Annotated in this window: 13 protein-coding genes, 2 pseudogenes and 2 CRISPR repeat arrays (1 of these 17 only partly in view); of the genes and pseudogenes, 2 read left to right on the top strand and 13 right to left on the bottom strand. The window is 65.6% G+C overall.

What is annotated here, in order from left to right; translation table 11 throughout:
- A CRISPR array of direct repeats spans positions 1–1,230; the repeat unit is 36 nt; unit sequence GTCGCAAAGCCTGTTAGCCTCGTAGAGGATTGAAAC (it extends 3,552 nt beyond the left edge of the window).
- Between the two features lie 12 nt (positions 1,231–1,242).
- The 4 genes and pseudogenes from Mlute_RS03470 to Mlute_RS03485 all read right to left on the bottom strand — a co-directional run.
- Positions 1,243–1,551 (bottom strand): annotated as a pseudogene (locus Mlute_RS03470) (phage protease); the annotation flags it as partial.
- A gap of 180 nt (positions 1,552–1,731) precedes the next feature.
- Complete coding sequence (locus tag Mlute_RS03475) at positions 1,732–2,868, bottom strand: PBECR2 nuclease fold domain-containing protein (protein ID WP_119359365.1); 1,137 nt, start codon at positions 2,866–2,868, stop codon at positions 1,732–1,734.
- Positions 2,855–3,919 (bottom strand): annotated as a pseudogene (locus Mlute_RS03480) (phage portal protein family protein); the annotation flags it as partial. The pseudogene Mlute_RS03480 and the gene Mlute_RS03475, both read right to left, overlap by 14 nt.
- Positions 3,920–3,936: 17 nt before the next feature.
- Positions 3,937–5,196: direct repeats of the CRISPR family, unit length 36 nt; unit sequence GTCGCAAAGCCTGTTAGCCTCGTAGAGGATTGAAAC.
- A gap of 100 nt (positions 5,197–5,296) precedes the next feature.
- Positions 5,297–6,139, bottom strand: coding sequence for an isoprenyl transferase (locus tag Mlute_RS03485; protein WP_119359366.1), 843 nt, complete (start codon positions 6,137–6,139; stop codon positions 5,297–5,299).
- A 189-nt stretch (positions 6,140–6,328) separates the two neighbouring features.
- Between Mlute_RS03485 and Mlute_RS03490 the strand changes: the two genes are divergently transcribed.
- Complete coding sequence (locus tag Mlute_RS03490; protein ID WP_245958839.1) at positions 6,329–7,894, top strand: hypothetical protein; 1,566 nt, start codon at positions 6,329–6,331, stop codon at positions 7,892–7,894.
- Between the two features lie 2 nt (positions 7,895–7,896).
- Here Mlute_RS03490 and Mlute_RS03495 read toward each other — a convergent pair whose 3' ends face one another.
- The 9 genes from Mlute_RS03495 to Mlute_RS03535 are packed head-to-tail and all read right to left on the bottom strand — an operon-like array spanning position 7,897 to position 15,950.
- A complete protein-coding gene (locus tag Mlute_RS03495) occupies positions 7,897–8,766 on the bottom strand; it encodes a DMT family transporter (protein WP_119359367.1) in 870 nt (289 codons plus the stop codon).
- Between the two features lie 3 nt (positions 8,767–8,769).
- Positions 8,770–9,021, bottom strand: a complete 252-nt coding sequence (locus Mlute_RS03500) for a hypothetical protein (protein ID WP_119359368.1) — start codon at positions 9,019–9,021, stop codon at positions 8,770–8,772.
- 41 nt (positions 9,022–9,062) lie between these two features.
- Positions 9,063–10,277 (bottom strand): molybdopterin molybdotransferase MoeA, encoded by a 1,215-nt coding sequence (locus Mlute_RS03505; protein WP_119359369.1) that lies wholly within the window; start codon positions 10,275–10,277, stop codon positions 9,063–9,065.
- A 41-nt stretch (positions 10,278–10,318) separates the two neighbouring features.
- On the bottom strand, positions 10,319–10,789 hold the full coding sequence (dtd, locus tag Mlute_RS03510) for a D-aminoacyl-tRNA deacylase (RefSeq protein ID WP_119359370.1): 471 nt from the start codon (positions 10,787–10,789) through the stop codon (positions 10,319–10,321).
- 54 nt (positions 10,790–10,843) lie between these two features.
- Positions 10,844–11,644 carry an SDR family NAD(P)-dependent oxidoreductase gene (locus Mlute_RS03515; protein WP_119359371.1) on the bottom strand — a complete coding sequence of 267 codons (801 nt, stop codon included), beginning with the start codon at positions 11,642–11,644 and terminating at the stop codon, positions 10,844–10,846.
- A gap of 47 nt (positions 11,645–11,691) precedes the next feature.
- A complete protein-coding gene (locus tag Mlute_RS03520) occupies positions 11,692–12,753 on the bottom strand; it encodes a pyridoxal-phosphate-dependent aminotransferase family protein (protein WP_119359372.1) in 1,062 nt (353 codons plus the stop codon).
- A 34-nt stretch (positions 12,754–12,787) separates the two neighbouring features.
- Positions 12,788–14,335 (bottom strand): L-glutamate gamma-semialdehyde dehydrogenase, encoded by a 1,548-nt coding sequence (gene pruA / locus Mlute_RS03525; protein ID WP_119359373.1) that lies wholly within the window; start codon positions 14,333–14,335, stop codon positions 12,788–12,790.
- A 21-nt stretch (positions 14,336–14,356) separates the two neighbouring features.
- Positions 14,357–15,280: a proline dehydrogenase gene (locus Mlute_RS03530; protein ID WP_119359374.1), complete on the bottom strand. Its 924-nt coding sequence runs from the start codon at positions 15,278–15,280 to the stop codon at positions 14,357–14,359.
- Positions 15,281–15,290: 10 nt separating this feature from the next.
- Positions 15,291–15,950: a GntR family transcriptional regulator gene (locus Mlute_RS03535; protein WP_119359375.1), complete on the bottom strand. Its 660-nt coding sequence runs from the start codon at positions 15,948–15,950 to the stop codon at positions 15,291–15,293.
- A 70-nt stretch (positions 15,951–16,020) separates the two neighbouring features.
- Between Mlute_RS03535 and Mlute_RS03540 the strand changes: the two genes are divergently transcribed.
- The gene (locus Mlute_RS03540; protein ID WP_119359376.1) at positions 16,021–17,187 is read left to right on the top strand and encodes an alanyl-tRNA editing protein; all 1,167 of its coding nucleotides are present in this window, start codon (positions 16,021–16,023) and stop codon (positions 17,185–17,187) included.
- Positions 17,188–17,267: the final 80 nt, after the last annotated feature.

Genomic DNA, 17,267 nt, shown 5'->3' on the forward strand with positions numbered 1-17,267 from the left:
GATTGAAACGCCCAGCGGGTGCTGGATAAAGGGGGGATTACCTCTTGTCGCAAAGCCTGTTAGCCTCGTAGAGGATTGAAACTTCGCTAATCTGGACCTGGCTGAGGTGGCCCGGCTCGTCGCAAAGCCTGTTAGCCTCGTAGAGGATTGAAACCCGATACCGGGGACGCGGCCTGATCCAGCTCACGGGGTCGCAAAGCCTGTTAGCCTCGTAGAGGATTGAAACAATCCCGCGGGGTGGCTCGTGGAGGCGGGGGCGGACGTCGCAAAGCCTGTTAGCCTCGTAGAGGATTGAAACCTACAATGGCTTTGGGAGCGCCATTGCTCCCAGGAGTCGCAAAGCCTGTTAGCCTCGTAGAGGATTGAAACCTGCAGGCCCGCCGGGAGGCACGGGCCTACGAGCTTGGTCGCAAAGCCTGTTAGCCTCGTAGAGGATTGAAACATGCCACGGCCCGTGAGGGTTGTCGCCCCCGGGAAGTCGCAAAGCCTGTTAGCCTCGTAGAGGATTGAAACGCTGAAGCCGATGTCCACCTCAATGTATTCCAGGGTCGCAAAGCCTGTTAGCCTCGTAGAGGATTGAAACTTCTGTCGCATTCCCCGGCCCTACGGCAGCCTTAGAAGTCGCAAAGCCTGTTAGCCTCGTAGAGGATTGAAACGTCCTGGAGGGTGCGGAGGTTGATGCCGTGCGCCTCGTCGCAAAGCCTGTTAGCCTCGTAGAGGATTGAAACAGGCGGCGCAGCTGATTCTCCGATATGACCACGTAGGTCGCAAAGCCTGTTAGCCTCGTAGAGGATTGAAACATAAAACCTCCTGAAACCTCCAAGGGGGGCCTATGGTCGCAAAGCCTGTTAGCCTCGTAGAGGATTGAAACTTCACGCCGTTACGCACCACATCGGCCTCCACGGTGTCGCAAAGCCTGTTAGCCTCGTAGAGGATTGAAACGAATTCCCGGCTCGGGGAACGGATACCCAGAGCATGTCGCAAAGCCTGTTAGCCTCGTAGAGGATTGAAACATGCGGATGGCCGCCTGCAGATGCCGCACCTCGCAGGTCGCAAAGCCTGTTAGCCTCGTAGAGGATTGAAACACGAGGTTCTGCAACAGGCCCCGAATGGGGGCGGGGGTCGCAAAGCCTGTTAGCCTCGTAGAGGATTGAAACTCTGCGCTCAGAATGACCTGGTTCTCAGTTACCACGAGTCGCAAAGCCTGTTAGCCTCGTAGAGGATTGAAACCTCCCCGCTCAGGAGCATCTCCCGGGCCCTGGGGGTCCAATCCACGTTCACCGCCCAGAGCCCGTCCGGGCGGACCTCGAGGTCGAACCACCCGGCGGCGGGAGCGGGCCCGGCGTTGAAGATGTTGAGAGCCCCGTGCTCGTAGTCGATGGAAAGCCGGTTCCCCCACTCCCGCCAGCGCTCCATGACCGAGCGGGCCGATACGTCGTCAAAAACGAAGACCCCTTTGGTGGTCTCGATGCGCCCGAAGGGGAAAACGCGAAACTCCCGGGGAGGTTCTCGCCCCGGAAGCTCAACCGTGAGGGTGTATTGCCGCGTCATGGCCCATGCAAAACCCCAGGCAAACGCCTGGGGGTAGAGTTTCGCTAGCTTAACCTCACCCTAGCGCAAAGCGGGACTCAGGTCAAGGGGCGTGGTATACTGGAGTTAACCCGCCGGGCTGGGCCCGGGTTCCTGATAGCCCGGTGCAGGACGCGCGGCCTTCCGGGAGGCCGTAGCCCCTTATTTTGGCCACCGCAAGAACCCTGTCCGTTGCCCCTGGAGATAGTTTGGCGAGCGAGTTTCCAGGAAAGTCAGGGCCACTAGGACCCCACGGTGGAACTCAGCGGAAAGGACCACGTGGCGGTCTCGTCCTTCTCGGTAAACCTTAAGATACCTCTGCCGAAACACCACCCGCCGCCCGTGCTGGAGGGGCATGAGCCACACTTCCGCCGGACGCTCCACCAGGTCGGGGAGCCAAGCCAGGTAGCGCTCCCGCCCATCCCGGGCCAGGTGGTCCAGGAGCCCCCGGTCCACCAGCACCGCCAACCCCGTGGGGTCCACCAGGTGGACGGGCAGGGGGCCAAACACCTCCGCCAAGAGCTGCCGGAAGCGCTCCTCCCCCACCTCCGCCACCGTGGGCAGGGGCTTGCGGGGCGGGGGCTCCGCGGGCAGCCGCTCGGGCCGCCCGTAGGAGCGCCAGTCCGGGGGTTCCCCGATAAACGCGGGGGTCCAGGGCAGGAGGGCCGCCTGGCGCTGCCCCTTGGCGTAGCCCTCTACCCACTCCTCCGCCACCGGGGAGAGCCCAAACCCCTCCTGCGGGGGCATGGCGGGGAGGATGGCGCTTATCCCCCGGCGTCTGGCCTCTGCTTCGGTGAGGGCCCGCACCCCTGAGCGGCAGTTGTGGTGCAGGGGCGGCCAGTTCTGCTGCCACCAGGGGTCTTCTGCCGGGCGCACCACCCCGTCCCGGGCCCGGCAGATCTCCGTGGTACGGCTGTCCAGCACGGCATCGTACATGAGGTAGGGGTGGGAGCGGCGCACCGCGGGGTCCTGCAGCTGATCCCACCGGCCGGCGGAGTACGCCGCCTGCACGTTGTTGCGGAAGACCGTCTCCAGGTGCCCCCGGCTCCACCCCCCGCCGAGGATGGCCAGGGCTTCCTTCCGCCAGACCTCGAGGGGCACCCCTTCCTCCAGGGCCCGCAGGAGGGAAGCGTGCAGCTCGGCCATGCGGTCCAGGGTGGCCACCCCGGCGGCGGTGAACGCCCGACGGCGGGCTTCCTCCGTGAGCTGGGCCCACTCCCCTTTGAGGAGTGGCACCCGCTCCCGGAACCAGGCCACCGCCTCCTCAAAGCGCAAGGGGTCGGCGCTAACGCTCCACATCCCGGATGACCCCGTACCGCCCGGCCAGGGCGGCCATGGTCAGCGCCAGCTCGGTGAGGGCCGCCACCTCCTCGGGCGATGCGTCCCGGTAGCGGCGCATGAGGATGGCCCGCACCTCCTCGTAGCTTCCCGCCCTGGCAAGCTCTTCCTCCAACCCCTCCAACGGGTCCGGTAGCCGCTCCAGGAGCCGGTCGGCCAGGGCGTCAGCGTAGAGCTGCCCCTGCACAAAGCCGGGGGCTTCCCGTGGGCTGTCCCCCGACGCCAAGCGCACCCGCCGCAGTTCTTCTCCCCGGCGCAGGGGGATGCCGTATTGCCCCGCCAGGGCCTCGAGGTCCACGGGCACCCCGGCCTGGGCAAACGTGGCCACGGCGTTGGCCAGGCGGGCCAGGGTCTCCGCTTGGAGCTGCCGATCCTCTGGCGGCGTGGTGTCCCAGCGGGGCCAGGGGGCCAGGTCCGGCCTGCCGAAGTTGTATTCGGCCCACAGGGTGAGCACCCCCTGCCGCAGGGCCGTGGCCAGGGTCTCCGCATCGGCTTCCAGCAAATCCTGCCGCACCCGGGCGTGGACCTGGGCGGCGGCGTAGCTCCCCCCTTGAACATCAGTAGTCAGGTTTTGCCCCAGAACTGCCACCGCGATGGCCACATTGGCCCACTGGATGGCGGCCTCTTTGGACCGCCAGACCCCCTCGGGAGGAGCCAGCATTTCCAAACGCCACCCTTCGGGCAGGACCAGGCCCGTGTCCCCCCCGAGGTCGGCCAGGAGCTGGGCCAGTTCCTGGCCCGTGGCCCCAGCCGGGCCCTCGGCGGTGGCCACCCGGAGCGCCCCCACCTCGTTGTCCCGGGCCCAGTAGCGGATGGCGTCCAGCTTCACCAGCCAGGGCAGGGCTAGGGCCCGCCACAGCCCCCGCTCCCAGGGGCGCTTGGGGCCGTAGGGGGTGTAGAGCAGCCAGAGCCCCTCCTGCAAGGGGTGCTCCTGCCCCTGGGCATCCCGCACCCACCACGCCCCCTCCCGCCAGCGCAGGGCTCCGGGGTGCCACACGTCCAGCTGGGGCCAGACTAGCCCGTCCTCCTGTCGCAAAGCCTGTTAGCCTCGTAGAGGATTGAAACCTCCCCGCTCAGGAGCATCTCCCGGGCCCTGGGGGTGTCGCAAAGCCTGTTAGCCTCGTAGAGGATTGAAACCTCGACCAACACCCGCGGGGCCAGGGGACCGTGGACGTCGCAAAGCCTGTTAGCCTCGTAGAGGATTGAAACCGATCCGATGTGGAAGGTTAGCGCCAACCCGGTCGTCGCAAAGCCTGTTAGCCTCGTAGAGGATTGAAACATGCGCTCCTGATGCTGATCTAGCCTCTCGTGTAGCCGTCGCAAAGCCTGTTAGCCTCGTAGAGGATTGAAACATTCTGGCGCTGGGCCTGGACGGGGCCCTCGGGGATGTCGCAAAGCCTGTTAGCCTCGTAGAGGATTGAAACCGGGTGGAGACGCCGAGGATTTCGGCGGCCTCACGTCGCAAAGCCTGTTAGCCTCGTAGAGGATTGAAACCTGCTAGCAGCTCGAACCTCAGCGGCAACGGTTCCCGTCGCAAAGCCTGTTAGCCTCGTAGAGGATTGAAACACCTCCGAGGCCGCCCTTGGGGCACTCCACGAGGGCGTCGCAAAGCCTGTTAGCCTCGTAGAGGATTGAAACAGGAGGGCGTCGGTGCTTCCACTAAGGGACAAAGTCGCAAAGCCTGTTAGCCTCGTAGAGGATTGAAACTTTTAGCTTTTTTAGTAGCTTTTCTACCCCACTTTGTCGCAAAGCCTGTTAGCCTCGTAGAGGATTGAAACAAGTCCTAGACCCGTTTCTAAAAAACAAATAAGGCCGTCGCAAAGCCTGTTAGCCTCGTAGAGGATTGAAACCTCTGCCCCCCTTTTAGCCCAGGAAGTCCAGTCCAAACGTCGCAAAGCCTGTTAGCCTCGTAGAGGATTGAAACCTCTCACCTTTCTAAGATTTTAGTCAAGGACGGTCAGGTCGCAAAGCCTGTTAGCCTCGTAGAGGATTGAAACACCCTTCCACTCGCGTGAAGGAGGAGGTAGCCAAGAGTCGCAAAGCCTGTTAGCCTCGTAGAGGATTGAAACAAGCACCGTCACCTTCTCTTCCGCCACACCCTCAGGGAGTCGCAAAGCCTGTTAGCCTCGTAGAGGATTGAAACGTCAGAAACCCGGTACTAGACGAAATCAGCTACCTAATGTCGCAAAGCCTGTTAGCCTCGTAGAGGATTGAAACAGTCCAGGGAGGACTTATAGAATTTTCGCAAGGAATGTCGCAAAGCCTGTTAGCCTCGTAGAGGATTGAAACAACCCCAAGCTTCACGTCGGCGGTCTGCGGTGCCCTGGGCGAGGCGGTGCTGCTAGCGCTTGAGGTCGTACCTCGAAGCACCTTCACGCCTTGGGTTTATTTACTGGCCAAAGCGCCGCTCGCGTTTTTGGTAGTCACGCACGGCGCGCAGGAAGTCCACCCTGCGGAAAGCTGGCCAGAAGGCGTCAAAAAAGTAATACTCGCTGTAGGCGGCCTGCCAGAGCAAAAACCCCGAAAGGCGTATTTCCCCTGAGGTGCGGATGATGAAGTCGGGGTCGGGGACACCTGCGGTGTAGAGCCGTTCGGAGATGTGCTGCATGTCCAGCTCCTCGGCCAGCTCCTCGGGAGACTTACCGGTCTGGGCTGCTTCCAGGAGCAGGCTTTTGACCGCGTCTACTATTTCCTCCCGGCCGCCGTAGCCCATGGCGATTTGCAGGAGCATGCCGCTGTGATGGGCGGTGGCCTGCTCTAGCTCCTCTAGGGCCTCCAGTACCTTGGGGGGAAAGCGGTCATGGCGGCCTATAACCCGCACCCGCACCTCGTTGGCGTGGATGCGGGGGTCTTGGGCCATGCGCTTAGCCTCACGTACAAAAAGCTGCATTAGGGTCTCCACTTCGGTTGGGCTGCGCCGCCAGTTGTCGGTGGAAAAAACCCAGATGGTCACGGTGGGGATGCCTAGCTCCAAGCACCACTCCAGCACCTCGTAGGCTTTCTGCACGCCAAACTCGTGGCCCTCGTGCCCCGGTAGCCCCAGCTCGCGGGCAAAACGTCGGTTGCCGTCTAGAATCAGTCCTAGGTGCCTGGGCAACTGGCCTTGCCGAACCTCGGCTTCAATACGCCGTTCATACCACCAGTACAGGGGTTTGAGCAGAACCTCGGCCAGCTTTACGAGCCGCCTTCGTAGAGAAACTTTGGGTACGCGGGCGGGAGAAGAGGGCGCCATGGATTACCTCAACCCTCACCATCTTAGCCAGAAGCATGGGCCAATCGTAAGAAAAATGCCCGCTTGCCTGAGCCAGAGAGGGTTGGTTCGCCGGGAATTAAGATTTTTGTAACCCCAATTTGGGCAGAATAAACCCAAGGAGGCTTCCTAAAGGCGGGCAGGACCGCTTGGTTAAGGGAGGGGGACGGCATGGTGCTTCGCTTGTTGCTGGCGTTGGTGCTCTTGGGGTGGGCCTGGGGCCAAGGTGTGGGCAGCGGACGTCATACCGACAGCCTGCACGGGTTCTCGGTGCTTGTGCCGGAGGGGTATCAGGTTAAGCTACTGCCCTATGGGCTTCTCATTGGCGACTTGGAGGGATTCGTTCTGGTACGGGGAGGGCCGCTGAAAGACCCTCGCGGGGCGGTAGCGTCGCTTTTGCAGGAGGCCCGGTGGTTCTCTGGGGGAAAGGCTCAGTACCACTACAAGGAGGTGCCGGGGGGGATTTTGGTCCTGGCTCGAGGCCTCGCCTACCCCTTCCACCTAGCCGATAACCTGACCGGCCTGCCCCCGGGGGCCTTTCAGGATGGTTTCATAGGCTCGCTCTCCTACGAGGCGGCTCACCTGCTCCTGCCGGGGAGCCGGAGCCTGCTTTTGGTGAGCGTCTACCTGCCCGAAGGTGCCTCGCCGGCGCTGCGCAAGGGGGTCCTCTCGGTTTTGCGCTCGCTGGAGTTTCTGCCCCAGTCTTCGCGGGTAGCCTACGAGACCCAGGTGGTGCCCGACCCCCTTTTGCAGATGGAGGCTTTTTACGCGCCGGTACCACGGGGTTTTACCTTCCAGGGGGGATTGGTGCCCATGAACAGCACTATGCGGTCGCTGGCCTTCTCGCTCAGGGGCGCGGGGGCCTCCTTGCGAATGGACCAGCTCTACGCTGAGAGCAGCGCCCTCCAAAGCGGATTTGGTGGCAGCGCGGTCAGCCGCCTCATTTGGAATGGGCAGGCTACCCAGTTTCAAGGATTTCTCTGCCCCAGCTCGGCAGCCGAGGTGGCGGAGCTTCTGACCGCGCTTTGGGCCCAGGAGAGGGGGGCTTCGTGGCAGGTTAGGAAGATTGAGGCGGCTAAGGCCCCAACCAACCGGGTTTACCGCCGCATCCAGGAGATAAAGGCCCAGGAAGAGGCGGCTGCTTCAGCGGGGCTTCCAATGGCGCCCCAGCGGTACCGCCCGAATTTCACCCTTCAGGCCGAGTCGGGAGGCCAGGTACGGGAGGCCAGGGTGTCCGGGCAGGTGACCTCCTTCTCACGGGCCGACTACATTGCCCAAGACGCGAGCTGCTTTACCCAGCTGGGGGTGGTGCTGAGCGAAGGCAGCGCCGCTGCTTTGGTCCAGGCCAAACCGATCTTCCAAGGCTTCCTGGTGGGGCTGCGGGTAAACCCTGCGTGGCCCTGGCAGGAGGCCCAACGGGCCCAGCGCCAGAGCACGACGACTACCCGGATGGTGCTCGGGTGGCTGCGCGAGCAGCAGGAGTTCAACACCTGGATGAGCCGGAGCTGGAGCAACCTGCTTTCCGACCAGACCTATGTGCGCGACCCCTCTACCGGTGAGGTCTTTCGGGCCTACAAGGCCTCTTTTGACACGGGGACCTTCTGGCGCGACCCGGTTTTTGGGGGGATGGTGGGCGCTGTGGAGCGCGGGGGCAGCCTGGAGGGGCTCTTGCGCCAGGGTGGGTGGAGGCAGCTCGAGGAGTCCCTCTCTGGCCTCCCGGGCACGTGGCGTAGGTGACCTCAGGCCTTTTTCGGCTGGCCCCTGGGGCTGTCTTGGGGGCCCAGCACCATCCACACCACCCCCAAGAGCACCAGCCCAGCCCCCAGGTAGCCCAAGGGGCTGAAGCGCTCCCCCCAGAAGAGCCAGGCGGCCAGGGCGGCCACCACCGGTTCCAGGGTGGCCACCACCGAGGCTCGGGTGGCCTCGAGCCGCTTTAGCCCCGCGAAGTAAAGCGTGACCGCGAAGAAGGTGGAGGCCACAGTGAGAAAGCCAATGGCCGCCCAGGCCTCGGCGGTTTTAGGGGCAAACTGCACAAAGGGCAGAAGCCCCAGCGCCCCTACCGGTAGGGCGTAGAGGAAGAGCGTGGGGGTGCTGTACCGGCCCAGGTACAGCTTTCCGAAAAGGTAGTAGGTGGCGTAGGTTAGGGCCGAGAGCAGCCCCCAGAAGACCGCTGCGGTGGTGATGCGCACCCCACCCCCCTGCAGGCTGACCAGGGCCACCCCCAGTAGGGTCAGCCCCACCGCCAGGAGCTTGTGGGGTCCCATCGGCTCCCGCAGAAAGAGCCAGGAAAGGAGGGCCACAATGGCCGGGGCGGTGTACAGGAGCACCGAGGCCAGCGCCGCCCCTCCGCTTTGGATGGCGAGCTGGTAGGCCCCGTAGAAGAGCGAAACCCCCACCAGACCAAACCCCACCACCGCCCAGCGGTCGGCGGGCTCAATCCGCACCTGCCGAAGCAGGAGGGCCTGGGCCCCGAAGAGCACCCCTCCCAGCGCGGCCCGCCAGAAGGCCACCTCGAGGGGGCTTACCCCCGCCGCAAAGGCCCATTTGGAGACCACCCCCAAAAGCCCCCACAGGAAGGCCGCCGCGGCGACGTAGAGGTACCCCGCCACGGCCTACTCGGTCCGGGCGTTGCGGCGGCCCAGCAGGCTTAGCACCAGCCCCAGCCCCAAGAGCAGCCCGGAGCCGAAGACCACCAGGTAGGTTACCCAAAGACGGGGGTTCACGTTGTAGAAGTCGCGGCTGCGCTGGGCGGTCAGGGCCACCAGGTAGTCGCGAATGGTGATGAAGTTCATGGTGGCCAGCACGATGGCCACAATCAGCAGGACCAAGCCCAGAATCAAGGAGATGCGCCCCAAAACGTTCATGGCCCCAGTCTACTGGATTTGCGGGCCCGGCGCTTTTGCTCCTAGCCTTCCGGGAAGGGGATGGCCGTCACCACCTCTCCTGCGCTTTTGGGCACCCCCGCTTCCACCACCACCAGGGCGTTGCCCAAGGCCATGGAGTGAAGCACCACGCTGGACTGGCTGCCCGTGGAGAGCGCCCGATACTGTCCTCCTTCCCAGCGCAGCACCGCCCGTCGGTAGGCCCGGCGGGTGGGGTGGGCCTCGAAGGGGGTCTCGGCCAGGGCCTCGAGCCGCTGGTAGGGCGGGTCGTTGCGGCCCAGCAGCCGGAAGAGCAAGGGCCGCCCGAAGAGCAGGAAGGTGACCATGGCCGAAACCGGGTTGCCCGGCAGCCCCAGCAGGGGCAGGCCCTGCCAGGTGGCGAAGAGGAGGGGGCCCCCAGGCTGTATCCGTACCCGCCAGAAGTGCACCTCCCCCTCCTGCTCAACCATCCTACGCACGATGTCGTACTCCCCCATGGAGACCCCTCCCGAGGTGAGGAGAAGGTCAAGGGGCCCCGTCTGGGTGAGCCGGGTGCGCAGGTCCTCTAGGTCGTCGTTGGCCTTTCCCAAAGGAATTGGCTCCCCTCCGGCCTCCGCCACCAGCCCGGTCAGGGCGTAGCCGTTGGCGTTGTACACCCCTCCATGGGGAAGGGGCTGGCCCGGCTCCACCACCTCATCGCCGGTGACCAGGATGCCCACCCGGGGCCGCCGCACCACCGGAAGGGTGGGGTAGCCCATGGCCGCGGCCAGGGCCACCCGCCCCGGGGTGAGCCGGTCGCCTTTGAACAGGTAGGTCCTGCCCTCCATCAGGTCAACCCCTTGCCGCCGGATGTCGGCCGGGGTGGCGGGCTTCAGCAGCCACACGAAATCGCCCTCCCGCCGGGTGTCCTCCACCCGCACCAGGGCGTCGGCCCCGGGCGGCACGGGCGCTCCGGTGAAGACCTGGACGGCCTCGCCGGGCCCAACCCGCCCCGCAAAGGGCCTGCCGGCAGGGGACACCCCCACCACCCGGAGCCGCACCGGGCGGTCTGGCTGGGCCGAGAGGGTGTCGGCCTGGAGGCAGGCGTAGCCGTCTGCCGCGGTGTCGTCGGTCTGGGGGTGGCTGACCTTGGCGGCCAGGTCAACCCCCAGGGTCCGCCCGAAGGCCGAGGCCAGGGGCAGGTGCTCCAGCTCGGCGATGGGGCGGGTCCGCTCGAGGATGGCCTCTAGGGCCTCTTCAGCGCTGAGGTTTTGCCGCATGGGTCTATTAAAACACCCTGCCAACCCCTCGCGTGGGGCGCTCATCCGTGCTGGCGGCGGGGAGCGTGCCGCTCGCTGGAGTCCAGGATCAGGGTCACCGGCCCCTCGTTGACCAGATGGACCTCCATGTGGGCCTGGAAGACCCCGGTTTCCACGTGCAGGCCCTGGGTGGAGAGCAGGTCGCAAAACTGCTCGTAAAGCCGCTTTCCCTCGTCGGGAGGTGCGGCCTGGACGAAGCTGGGCCGGTTGCCCTTGCGGGTGTTGCCGTACAGGGTAAACTGGGAGACCACCAGCACCTCGCCCCCGACCTCGAGGAGGCCCCGGTTCAGCTTCCCCTCTAGATCGGGAAAAACCCGCAGCCCGGCAATCTTGCGAGCCAGGTAGGCGGCGTCCTCCTGGGTATCGCCCCGCCCCACCCCGAGCAGGACCAAGAGCCCCTGGCCAATTTGGCCCACCACCTGGCCCTCCACCACCACCCGGGCCTCCCTAACCCGCTGGACCACCGCGCGCACGCCCAGACAATACCAGCCCGCTGCCTTGTGCGCAAAGGCCTGCTTGGCGGGCGCCTACCCCTCCAGAAGCGAGCGCATCTGCCGCTGGATGAAGCGGGTGGCCCAGGCCGGGGCCAGGCGGTAGAGGAAGTCCATCAGCCGGGCATCGGAGCCCACCAGCACCCGGAAGCGGTCCTGCTCCATGCCGGCGATGATGCGGCGGGCGGCCTCCTCGGGAGGCAGCGGCTTGAGCGAGCCGCGCTGCCCTTCGGCCTGGCGAACCTCCACCCCCGAGTTGGCGGTGATGTTGGTGGCCACCGCCCCTGGAAAGACCACCGTGACCCGCACCGAGGTGCCCAGGAGCTCGGCGTAAAGCCCCTCGGTCAGGAGCTTGACCGCGGCCTTGGAGGCCCCATACAGGCTCTGCCCTGGCACCGGCAGGAAGCCCCCCATGCTCGAGAGGTTCACGATGTGGGCCTCGGGGCGTGCCAAGAGGTGGGGCAAAAAAGCCTTGGTCATGTAGAGGGTGCCGTAAAAGTTCACGTTCATGACCCGCTCAATGGCCCCGTACTCCAGGTCGCTCACCCGCGCGAAGGGCTGGATGATTCCGGCGTTGTTGATGAGGCCGTCCACCGCCCCATGCCGGGCCGCCACCTCCGCCGGTAGGGCCTCCACCACCTCCCGCTGGGTGATGTTGAGCACGTGGGTGGAAAGGCGCTCCCCGGCCTTGGCCAAGGTGCTGGTCTCCTCCAGGCCCCCGGCGTTGAGGTCCACTGCCGCCACCCGGGCTCCCCGGCCCAGCAGCTCCAAAACCAGAGCCCGCCCGATGCCGCTGGCCCCGCCGGTAACCACGATGACCTTGCCTGCAACCCTCATAGAAGACCTCCTCTTGCTCTTGGCATGACCTAGGCTGCTTTTCCCCCTTAGCCAAGCCCCCCGAGCGCTTCGCGCATGAGCTGGGCCACAGCGTAGGCGTCGTAGAGGTCAGAGTAGCCCATGAGGGAGACCCGGAAGACCTTTCCCTTGAGCTGGCCCTGCCCGCCGATAATGGTGGCCCCCCGCTTGGCAAAGGCCTCCTTGACCTGAGCGTAGGAGACTCCTTGGGGGAGGTAGAAGCAGGTGGTGGCGGGACTTTTGACCTCGGGCACGGGCTTTAGGCCCAGCTCCTGGCCGGCCGCGTAGAGAATCTGGTTCTGCGCCTGTTTGAGGGCCAGGTGCTCCTCCAGCCGGGGCAGCAACTCTTCCAGCACCGCGGCGGTGGCCGCCACCAGGTTGATGGCCGGCGTCCAAGCCGACTCGCCGGTGCTTTGCACCTTGAGCTCGGAGGCCAGGTTCAGGTAGAAGCCGCGGGGTTTGAGCCGCTCTATGGCCCGGGGCGACAGGGCCAGGTAGGCCAGGCCGGGAGGGCACATGAGGCCCTTCTGCGAGCCGGCCACCGCAGCGTCTAGGCCCCAGTCCTCCAGGGCAAACGGGCTCACGCACAGGCTGGTGATGGCGTCCACCACCACCAGCGCCTCGGGAAAATGGGCCTTGAAGGCCCGGGCCAGCGCCTGCACGTCGTTTAGGGCCCCGGTAGAGGACTCGGAGTGGGTGAGCAAGAGCCCGGCAAAGGGGCCTGAGGGGCTTTCCAGGTGTTCCGGGCGTACCACCCGGCCCCACTCGAGCTCCATTCGCTCCACCCGCAGCCCGGCCTGTTGGGCAATCTTGGCCCAGCGCTCGGAGAAGTTGCCGTGTACCGGCACCAAAACCCGCTCACCAGGGGCGAAGAGGTTGTGCACCAGGGCGTCCATGCCCGCGGTGCCCGAGCCGGTGAGCAGGAGGACCTGGCCTTTGGTCCGGAAGGCGGCCTCGAGGCCGGCCTTGGCCTGCAAGAAGACTTTTTTGGCAGTCTCTGAGCGGTGGTGGAGCTGGGGGCGGGAGAGGGCTTCTTGGGCTTTGGGGTGGAGCTCCACGGGGCCAGGGGTGAGCAGCCGGGAACGGTACATGGCGCTCATTTTAAAGGCCCTGGCGGAGACTGCCTTAGAACCGCTCGGTCACGCTTTTCATCTGCAGGAAGTTGAGCAGGTAGTCGGGGCCTCCGGCCTTGGTGTCGGTGCCCGAGAGGTTGAACCCGCCAAAGGGCTGCACCCCCACCAGAGCACCGGTAATCTTGCGGTTGAAGTAGAGGTTGCCCACGTGAAACTCCCGGCGGGCCTTCTCCAGCCGCTCGCGCTTGCGCGAGAAGACCCCACCGGTGAGGCCATAGCGGGTGTTGTTGGCCACCTCGAGGGCGGTGTCAAAGTCGGGCACCCGCAGCACCGAGAGCACCGGGCCGAAAATCTCCTCCTGGGCGATTCGGGCGTCGGGGGAGACCCGGTCAAAGAGGGTGGGGGCCACGAAGAAGCCGCTGCCCTCGAGCCGGCGCCCTCCCAGCAGGAGCCGGCCCTCCTGCCGCCCGACCTCAATGTAGTTCAGCACCGTTTCCTCCTGCTTCTGGCTGGCCAGGGGGCCCAGGTCAGGGTTCTCCTCCGCAGGGCCCACGATGAGGGCCTCGGTGCGATCCAGCACCTCCTCCATCAGCAGGTCGTAGATGCCGTCCACCACGATGAGCCTTGAGGCGGCCGAGCACTTTTGTCCCTGGAAGCCAAAGGCGCTCTGCACGGTGGCCTGGGCGGCGGCCCTGAGGTCGGCGGTCTCGTCCACGATCAGGGCGTCCTTTCCGCCTAGCTCGAGGAACACCCGCTTAATCCAGACCTGCCCCGGCGAGAGCCGGGCGGCCATCTCGTTGATCTGCAGGCCCACCTCGAGGGAACCGGTGAAGTTAATGAAGCGGGTGCGGGGGTGCTTGACCAGGTAGGCCCCCACCTCGCTGCCCTCCCCTGGCAGGTAGTTGGCCACCCCAGGGGGCAGCCCGGCCTCCTCCAGGACCTCAAACAGCTTGGCCGCGGCGACCACGGTGTCCTCGGCTGGCTTGACCACCACTGTGTTCCCCACCGCGATGGGCGCGGCGGTCATGCCGGTCAGGATGGCCAGGGGGAAGTTCCAAGGGGCGATGACCACCCCGGCCCCCAGGGGGATGTAGAAGGCCTCGTTGTCCTCGCCGGGGTAGGGGAGCACTGGGGCCCCATCCTTGTACTTTAGGGCTGAGATGGCGTAGTAGCGCAGGAAATCAATGGCCTCAGCCACGTCGGCGGCGGCTTCCGTCCAGTTTTTGCCGATCTCGTAGACCAGCCAAGCCTCTAGCTCCCGCTGGCGGCGCTTCATGATGTGGGCCGCTTTTAGGAGCAGGCGGCTGCGGTGCTCCTGGGGCCAGTCCCGCCAGCTGGGGAAGGCCCGCCAGGCTGCCTCCAGCGCCGCGTCGGCCTCGGGGATTCCGGCCTTGGCGCTCTGGCCTACCACCTCCACCGGATTGGAAGGGTTGGTGGAGACGATGACCTCCTGGGTGTTCACCCGCTCCCCGTCGATGATAAGCGGGTAGTGGCGGCCAAACTGGGCCCGCACCTCAACCAGGGCCTTGCGCATGGCCTCAAAGGCTTCTTGGCTCTGGAAGGTTTCAATGGGTTCGGGGCGGTAGGGTTCGGGGGTCATAAGGCTCCTTTCTCGGCTTGGTCATCCCTGCACCAGGCTCCGGACGACGAACCACAGGTTCTCCGGCCGCTCGGCGATGCGCCGGGAGAAGTAGGGGTACCAGTCGGTGCCATAGGGCACGTAGGCCCGCACGGTGTAGCCCTCCTGGGCCAGCTTTTGCTGCTCTTTGGGGCGCACCCCGTAGAGCATCTGGAACTCAAAGCGTTCCCGGTCGATGCCTCGCTCGGCCGTCCAGCGCTTTATCTCCTCAATGAGCCCCGGGTCGTGGGTGGCGATGGCGGTGGGAAGGCCCCGCTCTAGGGCCCTCTTGCAAAGCCAGAGGAACTGCGCGTCCACCAACCGCTTCTCCTGGAAGGCCACCTGGGGGGGTTCTTTGTAGGCCCCCTTGACGATGCGCACCGGGGTACCCAGGGGAACCAGGGCCTCCAGGTCCTGCTCACTGCGCTTCAGGTAGCTTTGCAGCACCACCCCCAGCCGGGTGTGGCCCGCCTCCCGCAGCCGCCGGTAGACCCGCAGGATGCCGTCTACTCGGGGGCTGTCCTCCATGTCTATTCGCACAAAGCAGCCGGCCTCTTCGGCCTCGGCCAGAACCCCCTCCAGCAAGGAGGCCGCCAGGTCTTCGGAGATGTCCAGGCCGAGCTGAGTGAGCTTTACGGAGATGTAGCGGGGGTGGGGCACCGCCTTTAGGGCCTGCACCAGCCCGATAAGCCCCTTTTGGAACTCCAGGGCCTGAGCCTCGGTGCCGACCATCTCCCCCAGCAGGTCCAAGATGGCGTGCACACCCCGGCCCTCCAGCTCCTCCACAGCCCTCAGGGCCTCCTCCAGGGTGTCGCCGGCGATGAACCGACGGGCAAAACTTCGGCCTCGAGCCTTCACCAGGCCCTGAACCCAGGGATTTTGGGCCACGGCCAGCACAAAAGCGCGGTAGCTCTGGTTCCAGTCCATAGGCGCTCTCCTAAACCCCCGTGGCCTCCGCCAGGCTCTGGACGATCAGATTGCGGAAGTGGAAGATATGCAAACGCGCGGCCTGGGCGGCCCGCTCGGGGTCACGGTCCTTTAGGGCTGCGAGGATGGCCCGGTGCTGTCTGCGGGTCTCAGGGTGCTGGGAAAGGGTGGGCTGAAAGCCACGGGCCAGGGCCAGGCTCGAGCGCAGCCCGGCGTAGACGCGGGCCAGGGTCTTGTGGTGGGCGGCCTCCACCAAGGCGGTGTGAAAGGCGAAATCTACCTGCATCTGCCGGGTATGGTCTTGGGGCGGTAGGGTTTCTAGGGCCAGCAGCAGCCTTCCTAAGGCCTCCAGCTCCGTAGGTCTGGCCCGTTGGGCGGCCAGGGCCGCGGCCTCCCCTTCCAGTAAGGCCCGCAGGTCGTAGACCTCCCGCACCTCCTCGAGAGAGAGCACCCGCACCCGGGCCCCCCTCCCGGGGGACAGCTCCACCAGCCCCTCCTGGGCCAGGCGCTGCAGGGCTTCGCGCACCGGGGTTCGGCTCACGCCCAGCTCCTGGGCCAGCCCGGCCTCGAGAATGCGGGCCCCGGGGGGTAAAAGGCCCCCCAGGATGGCCTCTCGCAGGTGGGCGTAGGCCGCTTCCCGCACCGAGTGGGGCCGCTCAAAAGGGGGCATACTGTATACAGTATACATTTCCACGGACCAACCCATTGACGCCAGCCTCCTTTGCCTGGAGCCTAAGGGTATGCGGATGTACTGGGAGATGCCCTATCAGGGGGAGTTTGAGGCCCGGGTGATAGGGGCTTGGACCGAAGGTGGGGCCCACTACGCGGTGCTGGACCGCACCCTTTTCTACCCCACCGCTGGGGGCCAGGCCTGCGACACCGGGACCCTGGGGGGGGTGGCGGTGTTGGAGGTGCAGGAAGAAGGCGACCAGATTGTGCACCGCTTGGAGCGCCCTTTACGGGAGGGGGAGCGGGTGCTGGGGCGGCTTGACTGGTCTCGGCGCTACCGCCACATGCAGCGGCACACCGCTGAGCACATCCTGGGGCAGGCCTTCTTGCGGTCAGGGGGCTGGCAGGTGCGGGCGGTGAACATGATGGGGGCGGTGTGCACCATAGACCTAGACGGTCCTCCGGAGGAAGGGATCGTGCGCCAGGCCGAGGCCCTGGCCAACTGGGCGGTCTACGCCAACGCCGAGGTGCGCAGCTACTTTATTGACCAGGCCGAGGCCGCCCACCACGGGTTGCGCCGGGCCCCCAGCCCCAAGGTGGCGGGGCGTTTGCGGGTGGTGGAGGTGGTGGGCTGGGACAAGGTGGCCTGCGGGGGACTGCACGTGGCCCGAAGTGGGGAGGCTGGGCCGATCAAGGTCCTCAAGTTTGAGCGGTATAAGGGGGGCACCCGCGTCTACTTTGCGGCGGGCTGGGAGGCTCTGGAGCTCTTTGAGCGGGAGCACCGGCTGCTCCAACGGCTTGGGGAGCGGTTCAGCACCGGGCCTTTGGAGGTGGAGAAGCCGATTGCCAGTCTACAGGAGGGTTTCTACCGGCTGCGCGCGGAGCACACCCTTCTGAAGGATGAGCTGGCCGAGCGCATCATGCGCGGACTTCTGGCCGACTTCCCCAACCTCACCATCTGGGCCCAGGTGCCCGACTGGGCGCTGGAGATGGTGGGCAAGCGGCTGGCGGAGTGGCCAGGGGTGCTGGCCCTTCTAGTGGCCCAGGCCGAGGACAAGACCCGGTATGCCCTCCTAAAGCACAAAAGCCGCAGGGAAAACCTGGAGGCCCTTTGGGAAGCGGTTTTGAAGCCGCTAGGGGCCCGTGGTGGGGGGGCTTTGGTCAAGCTAGGGGTGCTGCCTGTGCCGCCGCACGTGGCCCTGGAAGCCTTCCGCAGCCATATGGCTGCTGTGGGGTAGGCTATAGCCTATGAACCGCGCCGAAGTGCTGGACCGGCTTACCCAGGAAACCTTTGACCTGCTGGTGGTGGGGGGAGGGG

It is taken from the genome of Meiothermus luteus, from assembly GCF_003574085.1.
In the GTDB taxonomy this organism is placed as follows: Bacteria; Deinococcota; Deinococci; order Deinococcales; family Thermaceae; genus Meiothermus; species Meiothermus luteus.

Coding starts and splice junctions, on each gene's coding strand:
- Mlute_RS03475 (WP_119359365.1), bottom strand. CDS start 2,868: ATGTGGAGCGTTAGCGCCGACCCCTTGCGCTTTGAGGAGGCGGTGGCC.
- Mlute_RS03485 (WP_119359366.1), bottom strand. CDS start 6,139: ATGGCGCCCTCTTCTCCCGCCCGCGTACCCAAAGTTTCTCTACGAAGG.
- Mlute_RS03490 (WP_245958839.1), top strand. CDS start 6,329: ATGGTGCTTCGCTTGTTGCTGGCGTTGGTGCTCTTGGGGTGGGCCTGG.
- Mlute_RS03500 (WP_119359368.1), bottom strand. CDS start 9,021: ATGAACGTTTTGGGGCGCATCTCCTTGATTCTGGGCTTGGTCCTGCTG.
- Mlute_RS03505 (WP_119359369.1), bottom strand. CDS start 10,277: ATGCGGCAAAACCTCAGCGCTGAAGAGGCCCTAGAGGCCATCCTCGAG.
- Mlute_RS03515 (WP_119359371.1), bottom strand. CDS start 11,644: ATGAGGGTTGCAGGCAAGGTCATCGTGGTTACCGGCGGGGCCAGCGGC.
- Mlute_RS03520 (WP_119359372.1), bottom strand. CDS start 12,753: ATGTACCGTTCCCGGCTGCTCACCCCTGGCCCCGTGGAGCTCCACCCC.
- pruA (WP_119359373.1), bottom strand. CDS start 14,335: ATGACCCCCGAACCCTACCGCCCCGAACCCATTGAAACCTTCCAGAGC.
- Mlute_RS03530 (WP_119359374.1), bottom strand. CDS start 15,280: ATGGACTGGAACCAGAGCTACCGCGCTTTTGTGCTGGCCGTGGCCCAA.
- Mlute_RS03535 (WP_119359375.1), bottom strand. CDS start 15,950: ATGCCCCCTTTTGAGCGGCCCCACTCGGTGCGGGAAGCGGCCTACGCC.
- Mlute_RS03540 (WP_119359376.1), top strand. CDS start 16,021: ATGCGGATGTACTGGGAGATGCCCTATCAGGGGGAGTTTGAGGCCCGG.